13 protein-coding genes are annotated in these 13,243 nt (G+C 48.2%); 8 read left to right on the top strand and 5 right to left on the bottom strand.

Annotated elements, in window-relative coordinates; genetic code table 11:
• The first annotated feature begins 4 nt into the window (after positions 1–4).
• Positions 5–1,168, top strand: a complete 1,164-nt coding sequence (locus tag C7R93_RS10130) for an FAD-dependent monooxygenase (RefSeq protein ID WP_106838692.1) — start codon at positions 5–7, stop codon at positions 1,166–1,168.
• A gap of 60 nt (positions 1,169–1,228) precedes the next feature.
• Here the strand turns inward: C7R93_RS10130 and C7R93_RS10125 are convergent, their stop codons facing one another.
• Positions 1,229–2,413, bottom strand: coding sequence for an amidohydrolase (locus C7R93_RS10125; protein WP_106838691.1), 1,185 nt, complete (start codon positions 2,411–2,413; stop codon positions 1,229–1,231).
• 210 nt (positions 2,414–2,623) lie between these two features.
• On the opposite strand from C7R93_RS10125, the gene C7R93_RS10120 reads away from it, so the two are divergent.
• Complete coding sequence (locus C7R93_RS10120) at positions 2,624–3,955, top strand: ATP-binding protein (protein WP_208637811.1); 1,332 nt, start codon at positions 2,624–2,626, stop codon at positions 3,953–3,955.
• 77 nt (positions 3,956–4,032) lie between these two features.
• Here the strand turns inward: C7R93_RS10120 and C7R93_RS10115 are convergent, their stop codons facing one another.
• Positions 4,033–5,220 carry an MFS transporter gene (locus tag C7R93_RS10115; protein WP_106838690.1) on the bottom strand — a complete coding sequence of 396 codons (1,188 nt, stop codon included), beginning with the start codon at positions 5,218–5,220 and terminating at the stop codon, positions 4,033–4,035.
• Positions 5,221–5,344: 124 nt separating this feature from the next.
• Positions 5,345–6,103, bottom strand: a complete 759-nt coding sequence (locus C7R93_RS10110; protein ID WP_106838689.1) for a TrmB family transcriptional regulator — start codon at positions 6,101–6,103, stop codon at positions 5,345–5,347.
• Positions 6,104–6,502: 399 nt separating this feature from the next.
• On the opposite strand from C7R93_RS10110, the gene C7R93_RS10105 reads away from it, so the two are divergent.
• The 6 genes from C7R93_RS10105 to C7R93_RS10080 all read left to right on the top strand — a co-directional run bounded on the left by C7R93_RS10105 (position 6,503) and on the right by C7R93_RS10080 (position 12,602).
• Positions 6,503–8,764: an immune inhibitor A domain-containing protein gene (locus C7R93_RS10105; RefSeq protein ID WP_106838688.1), complete on the top strand. Its 2,262-nt coding sequence runs from the start codon at positions 6,503–6,505 to the stop codon at positions 8,762–8,764.
• A gap of 199 nt (positions 8,765–8,963) precedes the next feature.
• The gene (locus C7R93_RS10100; protein WP_106838687.1) at positions 8,964–9,794 is read left to right on the top strand and encodes an electron transfer flavoprotein subunit beta/FixA family protein; all 831 of its coding nucleotides are present in this window, start codon (positions 8,964–8,966) and stop codon (positions 9,792–9,794) included.
• Entirely contained in the window at positions 9,791–10,813 is a 1,023-nt protein-coding gene (locus tag C7R93_RS10095) for an electron transfer flavoprotein subunit alpha/FixB family protein (RefSeq protein ID WP_106838686.1), read from the top strand. The genes C7R93_RS10100 and C7R93_RS10095 overlap by 4 nt, the downstream gene beginning before the upstream one ends.
• Entirely contained in the window at positions 10,806–12,101 is a 1,296-nt protein-coding gene (locus C7R93_RS10090; RefSeq protein WP_106838685.1) for an FAD-dependent oxidoreductase, read from the top strand. The genes C7R93_RS10095 and C7R93_RS10090 overlap by 8 nt, the downstream gene beginning before the upstream one ends.
• A complete protein-coding gene (locus C7R93_RS10085; RefSeq protein WP_106838684.1) occupies positions 12,101–12,397 on the top strand; it encodes a ferredoxin family protein in 297 nt (98 codons plus the stop codon). The genes C7R93_RS10090 and C7R93_RS10085 overlap by 1 nt, the downstream gene beginning before the upstream one ends.
• A 16-nt stretch (positions 12,398–12,413) precedes the next feature.
• Positions 12,414–12,602, top strand: coding sequence for a hypothetical protein (locus C7R93_RS10080; protein ID WP_106838714.1), 189 nt, complete (start codon positions 12,414–12,416; stop codon positions 12,600–12,602).
• Between the two features lie 37 nt (positions 12,603–12,639).
• On the opposite strand, the gene C7R93_RS10075 is transcribed toward C7R93_RS10080, so the two are convergent.
• Both C7R93_RS10075 and C7R93_RS30610 read right to left on the bottom strand, forming a co-directional pair.
• Positions 12,640–13,086, bottom strand: a complete 447-nt coding sequence (locus C7R93_RS10075) for a M67 family metallopeptidase (protein ID WP_244191498.1) — start codon at positions 13,084–13,086, stop codon at positions 12,640–12,642.
• Positions 13,052–13,234: a hypothetical protein gene (locus tag C7R93_RS30610; RefSeq protein ID WP_244191497.1), complete on the bottom strand. Its 183-nt coding sequence runs from the start codon at positions 13,232–13,234 to the stop codon at positions 13,052–13,054. Before C7R93_RS30610 ends, C7R93_RS10075 begins: the two co-directional genes overlap by 35 nt.
• Between the last annotated feature and the right edge of the window lie 9 nt (positions 13,235–13,243).

The following is a 13,243-nucleotide window of genomic DNA, read 5'->3' as shown; positions in this document are numbered from 1 at the left end:
GGCGATGAGCAAAGAAAAAAACGCGCTGATCATCGGGGCTGGGTTGAGCGGGCTCGCATCAGCGCTTGCCTTGAAGCAAATGGGCTGGCAAGTGACGCTTTATGAGCAGGCAAAGGAGCATAAAGGCATCGGTGCTGGAATCGTTTTGGCTGCCAATGCTATGAAGGTATTGGATAAGCTGGGAGTTGGACAGGAAGTACGCGAGCTTGGGGCAGCTGTCCGCTCCGCACGAATTCGCGACTGGAAGGGTAATTTGTTAGTCGAGCTGCCTGTTGCGGAACAAAGAGAGCGGTACGGGGCTGACAGCTACTTGATTCATCGCGCGGATTTACAGCAGACTCTATTGGCAAAAATCTCGACGCAGGAATTGGCTCTGGGCAAGCAGCTCATTTCTTTTTCTCAAGATGAGGAAGGGGTTCAAGCCGTTTTTGCAGATGGGTCAAGTACACATGGGGCGATTCTGATCGGAGCGGACGGCATACACTCTCATGTTCGGAAGAAGCTGTTCGGTGAAGAGTCGATGAGATACTCAGGGTACACTGCGATTCGCGGGATCGCTACTTACCAAGACCCTCGTTATCCACTGGAATCAGGAGGAGGCTTTGAAGCATGGGGCAGGGGGATTCGCTTCGGGTTTTCCCATATCGGCAACAATCGAATTCATTGGTTTGCCGCTATCAATGCACCTGAGGGAGAAAAAGATGGACCGCTGGGCCGGAAGCGAGAGACTTTGCAGCGATTGGACGGCTGGTATGAGCCAGTACGTGCAGTGATTGAGGCAACAGAGGATGCAGCCATCTTGCGGCATGATATTTACGACCGTACACCACTCAGTAAGTGGAGTGAGGGCCGCGTTACATTAGTAGGCGATGCGGCACATCCGATGCTGCCGAACCTGGGGCAAGGGGCGGGGCAGGGAATGGAAGACGCACTCGTGCTGGCCAGATGCTTGGAAGAATTCGACAAGGACCCGGCTCACGCTTTGCGCATGTATGAAGAGCTACGGAAGAAGCGGGCGAATGCGATTGTGAAAGGTTCCCGATTGATGGGGGCAGTCACCCAATGGGAAAATCCACTGGCCATCGCTGCTCGTCATTTCATGCTAAAATCGATTCCTGCCCGTATCCATAGCAGAAGACTGGACTGGATTGTCGGTCATGAGGTGTGAGTACGGAGGCTGCAAAAAAAGGCAAGGAGCTTAAGGCCCTTGCCTTTTAACTTTGATCGCTTATTGATGACGTGCCTGATAGGCAAGTAACGCTGCAATGAATAACTGACCAGTTTGAATCATGGAGCGCTCATCGACATCGAATTTGGGATGATGATGCGGATACGTCGCCTGAATCTCCGGGTTGCGTCCACCGACCATGAAGAAGGTAGCGGGGCGCTCTTGGGCAAAGTAAGCAAAATCTTCTCCGCCCATGCCTGGTGGGATTTTTAGTACGCGCTCCTCACCAAAAATACGATTGGCTTCTGCTACAAGTAGTGGAGTCTCTGTCTCATCGTTCCAAGAAGCTGGGTAGCCGCGTTGGTACATGATTTCGCAAGTAGCGCCGACTGCCTGGCAGCTGGCTTCCACGATACGTTTCAGAGATTGCTCGACAGCGACTCTCACTTCCTCGTCATATGTGCGGACGGTTCCCTTTAGCCTTACTTGATCAGGAATGACGTTGAACGCTTCGCCACCGCCCACGAAGGAGCAAACAGACAGGACAACTTGTTTCAGCGGATCTACCTGACGGCTGGCAATCTGCTGCAAATTCATGACAACCTGACTGCCCAATACGATTGGATCAACGGAGGTATGAGGATAAGCACCGTGTCCGCCTTTTCCATACAAGACGATCTCGAAGCTGTCTGCTGCTGCCGTAATGTAGCCATGACCGATCCCGACAATGCCTACGGGAAGCTCTGAGGCAACGTGCGCGCCATACACGACATCGACTCCTTCGAGGCAACCCGCCTCTACCATGGCTTTGGCGCCACCAGGTGGCAACTCTTCTGCGAACTGATGCAGGAATACCACATTTCCTGGGAGCTCATCGCGAAACTCGCTCAATACTTGTGCGACTCCCAAAAGTCCTGAGGTATGTATATCGTGACCGCAAGCGTGCATAACGCCTGGAATGCGGGACTTATACGGTACTTCTTTTTCATCTTGAATGGGCAAGGCGTCGAAGTCAGCACGCAACGCAACTGTCTTTCCTGGCTTTCCACCCCTCAGGAGACCGACAACACCCATGCCGCCGACACCCGTTTGTACTTCTATACCAAAAGAAGCCAGCTTGTCCGCAACTTTCTTCGCTGTGTTTTCCTCCTGAAAGGAAAGCTCGGGATACATATGCAAATCACGTCTGAATGAAACAAGCTCTGGATAAATCTCCTGCAGTCGGGCAAACCATTTTTCTTCCATCGAACCCACTCCTTTTTCCTAGGGAAAGAGATTGGTATTTCGTATTCGTCTTATTATAAAAATATTCCGAATCATAATTCAATGTATGATTTCGAGAACTATAATGAAGCGAAATTCATATTATGTAGACATTTCCAGTAGAAATCTCTAGAATATTAGAGAGACATGTTCAAAAAGTCGTGTTTTTTGAACAGATGGATTGAGGAGATTATGACGAGTCCAACACAACCAAAAAATCCTAGAGTACTAATCATTATGCTCATTTCTGGCATCCTTGTTTTGATCTTGACTTGTGTAAGCATCGCGATTTCCTATTTCAATACGATTCAATCCGTCCGACTCTCCATTGCGAATCAAAGCATGAAAGCTGCTTCTACAGTAGCAGACAGTCTAGATGTTGACGCGTACCAGGAGTTTTTACGAAATCCGGTAAAAGAGACCCCCGCCTATCAACGAATCGAACAGCAATTGAATCAAGCGCGTGAGCAGTTCGGTCTACTGTATTTATACACGATTCAACTCAGTGAAGACAGGCAGAGTGGTCGCGCGATGATCGTCGCAAGGCCTCCAAATGCGAAGCAAAATTTTGATATTGGTATTCCTATTGTTCTATCTCCTGAGCACATTCAAACGATTTACGAAGGATCATCAACGTACTACTCAGAGATTATCAGAGATCCAGATTACGGGGTCTACATGTCTGCAGGTGCGCCGCTGAGAGATAGAGAAGGAAGAATCATCGGAATCATCGGAGTAGATACGGACGTAGCCATCGTCGAGGACATTGGAGATGATGTCGTTCGTAACAGCATTCCTGTTTTTGCGATTCAAGGTTTGTTTGTCGTCATACTGATCTTCCTGGTTCTTTGCATGGAACGCTGGTACCAACGCGCCATCAAGGCAGCGGTTGGCGAGACGGAAGAAACCTATCAGGATGAATTGCGCTCAGTCATTTGTTCGATGCGCTCCATACGCCATGATTTCGTCAATCACATGCAAGTGCTGTACGGATTGATCGAATGCGGATATTATCCAAAAGCACGAGATTACGTGCAGTCGCTGCTAAAAGAAACCAAGCTTCTGGACCTCACCGTGAGGTTTGCGAATCCTGCCTTAATGGTATTGCTTCACACCAAATGGGAGCAGGCCAAATCCAAACAAATCGTGATGCAATTTGAAGAGTGTTCTGATCCAATCGATAGCATTTCTTCCATTGATTTGATCAAAATTTTATCGAATCTGATTGATAATGCGATTGAAGCGGCTGATTTAGCGGATGGGGAAAAGCGAGTCAGCATTTATTTTTGCTGTGATGAAGAACAGGTTATTTTCCGTGTTGAAAATACAGGACCGGAAATATCACCAGAACAACGTGCACGCATTTTCGAGAATGGTTTTACAACGAAAACAGAGAAAAAATGCGGCGCGCGCGGCACGGGTCTGACGATCGTAGACGCAGTTGTTCACAAGTACAAGGGGAAAATTGAGGTTGGGTCGGAGCGGGGAATCACGAGATTTACCGTCTGGTTACCAGTGAAATAGGCAAGTAACGAAAACGATTCTAGGATGATAAAGAAAAAGCCGTCAATGATTTGACGGCTTTTTGCTTTTGTGAGTCGCTATGCATTTTGTCCTGGCGTAGGCTGCGCTACTTGGCTTTCCTGTGCTTGAAATGGACGTGAGATCGAGTAAAAGGCAAACCCGAACGAAAGTAGGACGAACACTGCTCCAACCCATGGCGTGTAGATGACAGATGACCGCTCGACGACGAGACCGCCAGCCAGAGAGCCAAGGGCGATACCTAAATGCTGGGCAGAAGTGTTCAAGCTTAATTGAATGTCTGCGGTAGCAGGTGAGCAGGAGATCAAATAGTTTTGCTGTGCTGGCGAGATAGCCCAGCTAAGCGCGCTCCAAATGACCATGATGGGCAAGAACAAATACAGCGAACCTGTAAAAAACGGCAAGATACACATGATCAAGCCAAATACTGGAATGATGAACAGGATGCTCTTGGTTGCTCCCCATTTGTCTGAAATCCAACCGCCAATACCACCGCCTGCAACGGCAGCAATCCCGAACAAGAGATAAATCCAGCTCAGTGTAGTTCCGTCCACATTCATCGTCGTTTGCAAATAAGGGGTAAAGTATGCATACAGCGTCAAGTGACCTGTCAGCATTAACAAGACGATAAACAATGCGCTGAATAGCTTGCTGCTACGGAGGGTAGTGATTTGATCACGCAGCGGAATCGGCGGTGCAGTTTGAACTTTTGGCAAAAACAAGAGAATAAAAATCATCGCGATGACACTAAGAGCCGCAATCAGCCAAAACGGGGCACGCCATCCGAAGGCATTGCCCAGAGCCAGTCCGACAGGGACGCCGAGAACGAGTGAACCGCTGATCCCCATGAAAATAACGCCAATGGCACGGCCGCGATAGGCAGGTTCCACAAGACTCGTCGCAATGGTAATCGACAGCACTATCAGGATGGAACTGCTTGCTGCACTTAAGATGCGCGCCGTCATTAATACAGCGTAGCCCGGACTAAGTGCTGCGAGCACATTACTCAAGAAAAAGGCGGCTAATGCATATAAATATAGCTTTTTGCGCTCGACACGCCGTGTAGCATGCAGGAGCAGAGGAGCGGCAACAGCAAATGCAAGCGAGAAAATGGTGATTAATTGTCCGGCAGCGCTAATCGACACCTGAAGATCACGAGCAATCAGATCGAGGGTACCACCGATAATCAATTCCACCGTACCTACGACAAAGGTAGCAATCGCTAGGATGAAGACACGTGGATTCATAACAATAGCTCCTCTCAATTAAAAAGGTTACTACCATAATAGTAACCTTTTTCGCCTTGTGCAACTAGAAATTTCTCCATACAAATAGAAAAGACTCTGGCCAAAAGCCAAAGTCCAGGTATTGTCAGTAACGGAGACGGATGATCATCTCACGGATTTCTTCATCGTCAAACAGTTGATCCACATATTTTTGGGTGATTTTTGTCAGTGCGACATCATGGTAAAAAGAATCGGCAAAAAATTTGACGAACGGTTGACCGCGTGTCTTGATCGCATGCCAGCCCGTGTCTTCCTCGCCGGCAAAAATCATTTCATCTTGGTCCGCTACGATTAGCTGATAGCGCTCCAATCCTTGATGCTCTTGCACAGGGATAAAGGAATGAACACAGGAAAGCTTGGTGTTAATCTGCCCGATCACTAAGGCTTCGATCTCCACCCCTTCCTTTTCTTTCATCTCCAGTAGAGGTACATATTCAAAAAAATCATCGGCCCAGGCAGAGATACGAATAGCCCGTGTTGCTCGTTGGATCAATTGTTTGCATTCCGCGCGTATCGATTCGTCAACCTTCAGGCTCCAGACTCGGTCATCGCGTACGGTTTTATGAGAAAGGGAGCTGGTCAATTTTTTGACGTCCGTTTGAAATTGTCGGGTCAGCTTTTCTACCAGGCTGTCCAGAGGAAGGGCCGTATACCGCTTTTTCTTTTCCGAAACGGTGTCAAGGACCATCCCCTTCTCAACCAGACGATTCAACACCTCGTAAATTTTCGCCTTCGGCACCCCCGAATGCTTCACGACCATTGCCGCATCGAGAGGCTCGCCGCTAGACGCCAACGCTTCATAAACTTTACTCTCATACAGAGAAAAACCAAATGTTTGCAGCATCAAAATCCTCCATGGGAAAACACGAGCATTTTTATTCGATCGTACCGATAATCGAGTTGTTTTGCAAGAAAGAGGAGGAGACGAAAGGAATCATTTACCGAAAAATATCGAGTTTTTTCGACAAAACTCGCTATGTTTTTTGTGGGTCTTTAGACAGTAGACACAACAAGCATATATCAAATAGAGACCCTATGTATAAATGATTAGCCGAAAATTCGGCACTTGTTGCAAGTAGGTCGATAGCCTTAGTGAGCAATTTCTTTTGAACGGGAAGGTTTTTTTGTCGAAGGAAAAAATTTGGCAAAGATTACGTATCACGTAATAATTATGAATAGTCGGAATTGGGGGTTTAATTTTTCCGATGCATCACAAATAGATAGAAAAAGAGGGTGAACCGTAGTGAAGAAAAGCAAGAAGTTCTTATCCGTTTTATTTTCTTCCTCACTCGTGCTCAGTTCTTTCGTGGCTGTTCCAGCAACGGGTTTGGCCAAATCAAAAGAGGACAAGCATGACCTGCATGTAGATTTGTCCACTGTTAACCTCGAAAGGCTGATTAAGGGGTTAATCGAACAAGGTATCATTGATGAAGATGCCGATCAGGAAGAGATTGACGAGGCGTTGCTCGAGTACTTGGAAGACAAAAAAGTACCGCACGGCATTGACGAATCCTCCTCTTACGGTAAGGAAGCCAGCAGAGGTCAGCAAGCAGCATTGGCTGACGCTGTGCAAAAAGTGGCAGAGATGGAGGACGGCGATGAATTGCGTTCTTCCAAACGACTACATACCGATAACATCGTTGTTGCTCTTATCGAGTTCCCTGATCGGGAGCATAACCAGTTGCCAAAAGTGAGTGACTCGCTTTGGACGGAAGACTTCAACGAAAAGCATTATAAAGAGATGCTGTTTGATCAGAATGGATACAAAACTCCTGAAGGAATTAGCATGACAACGATGTCGAAATACTTCTATCTGCAATCGGGAAGAACGTGGACGGTTGATGGTGTGGTAACGCCGTGGCAAATGGCAGAGAATAGCTACAAGTATTATGGAGAAAACTCCAAGGCCGGTGACGATTCCAATCCGCGCGATCTGGTAATCGAGACACTTGCGGCAGTTGGGGAATCCATTTCTGGGAAAGAGGAATTGTACGATCAACGCGATCCCTATGACTTTGATGGCGATGGAGACCTGATGGAGCCGGATGGCAATCTGGACAACCTCATGCTCGTTCATGCAGGGATCGGGGAAGAGACAGGAGAAGACCCAGATGCGATCTGGTCTCACCGTTGGACCTTGAAAAAACCAGTGGATATTCCAGGCACAAGCCTCAAAGCGTTTGATTACATGATCCAGCCTGAAGATGGTGCACCAGGTGTATTCACACACGAATACGGACACAATCTCGGTTTGCCAGACTTGTATGACACATCAAGAGCTGGAAAAGATTCGCCAGTAGGTGCTTGGTCCCTCATGTCGTCTGGTAGCCATACAGGTAAAGTTTTCCAAACGGAACCAACTGGCCTTGATCCTTGGTCCAAAATGGTTCTACAACAAATGTTTGGCGGCAACTGGATTTCTCCGACTGTTGTAGACTACAAAGATTTAGAAAAGCGCAAGAAAACGGTTTCGCTCATTGATGCGAGCAGCATCGAGAAAAGCGGAAAAGTCGTCAAGCTGAATATGCCGAAAGTGGAAAAGAAACCGCCGGTTGAGCCAAAAGATGGTGGATACTCGTACTTCTCGGATGAAGGAAACAAACTGAACACAAAAATGACTTCTGATGTGATCGATTTGACAGGGGTCAGCTCCGCAACAATGAAATTCGATTCGTGGAGAAGCATTGAGACAGGTTATGACTACCTGTACGTCAATGTGATCGATGCGGATACTGGTGAGAAAAAAGAAGTGCAGAAATTCGATGACGTAACAAAAGGCTGGGACAAAGAAGAAATCAGCCTGAATGAGTTTGCTGGAAAAAAAGTGCAAGTCGAGTTTAACTATGTAACGGATGTTGCTTACGTGTTGGATGGCTTCTATCTCGATAATTTTGAAGTAGTGGCAGATGGACAAGTCATCTTTGCGGATGATGCAGAGGGTGAGAAGAAGTTCAAATTGGACGGCTTCAGCCACTTCGATGGAAAAGGGAAAATGTACGATGCGTACTACCTGGTTGAGCTGCGCTCTCACGAAGGAATTGACGCTGGACTGAAGTACTTCCGCCGCAACGACTCTTTCTTCACGTATGATCCAGGTATGGTGATCTGGTACTTTGATGGTCGCTTCGAAAGAACCCGTGACAACAATACGAGCCAACATCCAGGTTACGGCTTGCTCGGTGTAGTAGATGCCCATCAGGAAGTACGTTACTGGAACAATGATGAGGGTAACAAGAAGGCAATTGCAGACTCCCGCTATCAGGTGAACGATGCTGCGTTTAGTCCAAACAAAACATCCGGAATGGATCTGGATTACATTATAGGAACGATGAAATACGAGCCGTTGAAAGGCGTTAAGGAGTTTAAAGACAGTGAGGACTACTCAATGCCGGAAGTACCGGAAATCGGAAAAATCCTGCCGCAAATCGGTTTGCAAATTAAGCTGAAAAGAGTAAACAAAAAGTTCACGGATGCTTCTGTTGAGTTCTCCATTGATAAAGATTAATTCATAAGCCAAAAGACGCCACACAGCGCCAAGCTGATGCTTGGCGTCTTTTTCGTTTCTATGATTACTGGTCTAAGCTCGGCTACATCGCAATAGGCTATAACAATGAACGACAAGCTGCCTGTGGTAATTGCGCGTAAGAAAGACAACCTTTTGTACAGGCATAGGAATCGCGCCCGGCAGCAAGGGGGGATCAATCATGCTGCATATTGTTGCTTGCATTAAGCAAGTGCCGGACACCAAAATCATCAAGATGAATCCGAAGACAAATACGATGGACCGCGCCAGTGCGCCAGCCATTCTCAACCCGTATGATGCACATGCGGTGGAGGAAGCCGTTCGGTTGAAAAATCGATATGGGGGTGTAGTCTCGGTCGTCACGATGGGACCGCCGCCAGCGGTGAAGGCCATTCGAAAATGTATCGAAATCGGAGCAGACGCCGGCTATCTGGTAACGGACCGTGCATTTGCCGGAGCAGACACATTGGCAACCAGCTATGCGATTACCAAAGCCATTGAGAAGATTGCAGAAAGCCAGCCAGTCGACCTCGTCATTTGCGGGAAGATGACCATCGACGGTGATACGGGACAAGTAGGACCGGGTGTCGCAAGACGGTTGGATATTCCACCGCTTACATGTGTGAAAAAAGTAGTGGAGATAAACAAAGAGCAAGGTTTCGCCATCGTGCATCGAAAGCTGGAGGATGGTTATGAAGTCATTCAGTCGACCTTGCCTTGTTTGTTTTCTGTGGAGAAGGAGATTAACGAGGTGCCTTATTCTCCGTTACCAAACATGCTTCGAGCTGCTAGATATAATCCCGTCGTCTGGTCCGTCGATGACTTGGGGGATATCGATCGAACGCAGTTAGGTCTGAAGGGCTCTCCTACCATCGTCGCAAAAGTTTGGCCCCCAGATAAGCCAAAGGGTGGCGAAATGCTCGAAGGTAGTGTCAGCGAGCAAATCGCACGCTTGATGGAAATTTTGCACGATAAACAGCGACTGTTTCGGGTGAAGGAGGAGCAGATATGAATCTAGATGATTTTCGTGGCATCTGGGTGTATTTAGAGGTGAGTGACGGTTGTATCGCGCCTGTATCACTCGAGTTGCTGGGGGCGGGAAGACAAATGGCTGACAAGCGAGGCGTGCCGCTTGCCGGTTTATTAATCGGAGATGGAATCAGGGAGTTGGCCCACGCTGCGTTTCCATACGGTGCGGACCAAGTGTATGTATACGATCACATGATTTTTCATGATTATCGAACAGAGTCCTACATGCGGGCAGTCATCGAATGTGTCCAAAAGCACAAGCCCGAAGTCATCTTGTACGGGGCGACTTCAACCGGAAAAGATTTGGCGAGCGCTGTCGCGACAGACTTGGAGACAGGTCTGACCGCGGATACAACCATGCTCGATGTGAACGCGGAGACAGGTTTATTGGAGGCAAGCCGTCCAGCTTTTGGCGGTAACATCATGGCGACCATTTTGTGCAAAAAACATCGGCCGCAAATGGCGACCGTTCGCCCAAAAGTCATGAAAGCGATTGAGCCAGACGAGTCACGTACAGGAGAGATCATCGAAGAAAGCATGGAGCTGCGTGAAGAAGACATACGCACAAAAGTACTGAAAATCGTCCGGGAGACGAAGGAAAAGGTGCGGTTGGATGAGGCGGATGTGATCGTCGCTGGTGGCAAGGGACTTGGAAGCAAGGAAGGCTTTTCACTTATTCATCGCTTCGCAGAACGAATAGGGGCAACCGTCGGAGCCAGCAGAGATGCGGTGGAAGCAGGATGGATCGATCATGAGCATCAGGTAGGTCAGACGGGAGTGACTGTCACGCCAAAAATTTACTTTGCTATCGGCATATCGGGAGCGATCCAGCATTTGGTCGGCATGCGCAACTCGGGATTGATCATTGCCATCAATAAAGATCCGAATGCACTCATCTTCCAATCTTGTCACTACGGTATTGTCGGTGATGCTTTTGAAATTGTGCCATTGCTCATTGAAGCTTTCCAAAAGGAGCCGGACAAGGAGGTAACGTATGGCTGAGAAATTTGATGTGATTATTGTCGGAGCAGGTCCGGCTGGAACCGCTTGTGCTTATACACTTGCTAAAGCGGGTGTAAATGTACTGTTGATGGAGCGCGGGGAATATCCGGGTTCCAAAAACGTCATGGGAGGTGTTTTGTATCGCAAAACGATGGAAGACATCATCCCCGAATTTTACAAGGAAGCGCCAGTTGAACGGCCGATCGTCGAGCAGCGGTTCATGATGCTCGATAAGGAATCAGCCATCAATTTCAGCTATAAAGGTATGGAGTGGGCCCAGGAACCCTACAACAATTTCACGGTGCTACGGGCAAAATTTGACCAATGGTTTGCAGATAAAGCCGTGCAACAGGGAGCGCTTTTGCTCAATGAGACAGTCGCTTTGCAGTGCATTGTGGAAAATGGCAAGGTAGTCGGTGTAAAAACAGATCGACCGGATGGAGATCTATACGCAGATGTTGTCGTTCTGGCAGACGGCGTCAACTCCTTGTTGGCAAAATCGTTAGGTTTCCACAAAGAGTTTCGCCCTGATGAAGTAGCGCTCGCTGTCATGGAAGTACTGAAGCTGGATCGCAAAATAATCGAGGATCGCTTTAACTTGGAGGGCGATCACGGGTGTACGATTGAAATATTCGGGGATTCGACCAAAGGGATTTTGGGGACGGCTTGGTTGTATACGAATAAGGACAGCTTGAACATTGGCGTAGGGACGATGCTGTCGGGTCTGATCAAAAATAAGATCAAGCCGTATGAGTTGTTGGACTATGTGAAGAATCACCCGATGATTCGGCCGTATATCCAAGGCTGTGAGCAGCAAGAATACTTGGCGCACCTGATTCCTGAGGGTGGATATCGTTCCATTCCCAAAATTGTCGGCAATGGTGTACTAGTCGTAGGAGATGCTGCCCAGCTCGTCAATGCGATCCATCGAGAGGGTTCGAATATGGCAATGGCATCTGGTGTCATGGCGGCGGAAACGATCCTAGCGGCAAAAGAGGCGGGGGACTATTCTGAAAAAATGCTCGACGGATACCGAATCAATCTGTTGAACAGCTTTGTCGGTCAAGATTTGAAAAAGTACAAGGACGCAACGCATCACTTTGAAAAATTCCCACAGTATTTCGAACAGTATATTCCGATGATGAACAAAGCTGCGAGTCAGATGTTTACGGTTGATGGCAGCTCGAAATGGAGCAAGCAGAAAAAAATCTGGAACGGCCTCGGCTCTGCGAAGGACAAATGGAAAATGGCGCGTGATTTGATGAATGCGTGGAGGGTGATGAAGTGATGCAGGATCTACCGAAGGGGCAATCAATCGAAGAGAAGCAGTATCTCGTGCGCTTCAAAGCGGATACGCAGTCACATCTGCATGTGCTCTCCGCAGATGTTTGTGCGACACAATGCCCTGATAAGCTCTGTACGATCTTCTGTCCTGCGGAAGTATACAAATGGGAAGAAGTGCGGATGCACGTCGGTTACGAAGGGTGTCACGAGTGCGGGAGCTGCCGCATTGGTTGCCCGTACGAAAATATCAAATGGGTGTATCCGAAGGGTGGACACGGAATCATCTTTAGACTCGGGTAATGGGCGGCGATGAGTGGTGATACAAGTGGGAGATCTGGTCGTATATGTAAAGGATGGGGCCAAGGGAGTCGTCATTCATATTGAGGAGGACCGCTTCCAAGTAAAGTGGGAAGATGATTTTGTCAGTTGGGAGAAAAGGGAGTGGCTGCTGATCAGCCCATTGGAACATGGCGATCCCCTAAAACAGAAAGAACAGCGGGAGTAAATTCCCACTGTTCTTTTGTTTTGATTGGATTCGACCATTAGTTACGGACTGAATAAGGATGCATCCGAGCAAAAGACCCCTCGATTCGAAAACAGCCGAGAACTGGTTGGGGAGAAGCGAGCGATACGATGAGATACGCGGCCTCCGGGTAATGACAGTAAGCAATATCTTCAGGTGACGGTATGGGGGGGGCAGTAGGATGGGAGTGATAGATCCCGACCAAATGCTCCCCGCGCAACGCCATTTTGTGGAAAACCTGTTGAATCTGCTTTGGGTCCATGGCAAAGGCGACCGGGCTTTTTAATATATTTTCCATACGCCAAACCGTCTGTGCACTCCCATTTCTACCGGAAAGCAATCCGCACGTTTCATTTGGCTTCTTCTCCAGGGAATCTCGGATGATTTCATCCCAGACTGCACGGGTCAGGGAAAAGGGGGTCTCTATAAGATTAGCCCTGCCAACGCCTGCCGCAGCAACCTCCACTTGTTCTAGTCTGCACGGACGGTTGGACTTTGTGAACCGGACCGGATTTTGGCAATGGTGATGGCGGCATTCTCGATGGACGCTGGGCTGAATGGACTTGATGCTGTTGACGTTGTTGATACAGTGCACGCATTTGTTCAGGTGTCATGGTTTTTCC

The organism is Brevibacillus fortis, from assembly GCF_003013395.1.
In the GTDB taxonomy this organism is placed as follows: domain Bacteria; phylum Bacillota; class Bacilli; order Brevibacillales; family Brevibacillaceae; genus Brevibacillus; species Brevibacillus fortis.
Note: the sequence above shows the minus strand (reverse complement) of the source record. Positions and strands in the feature narration are given on the sequence as shown.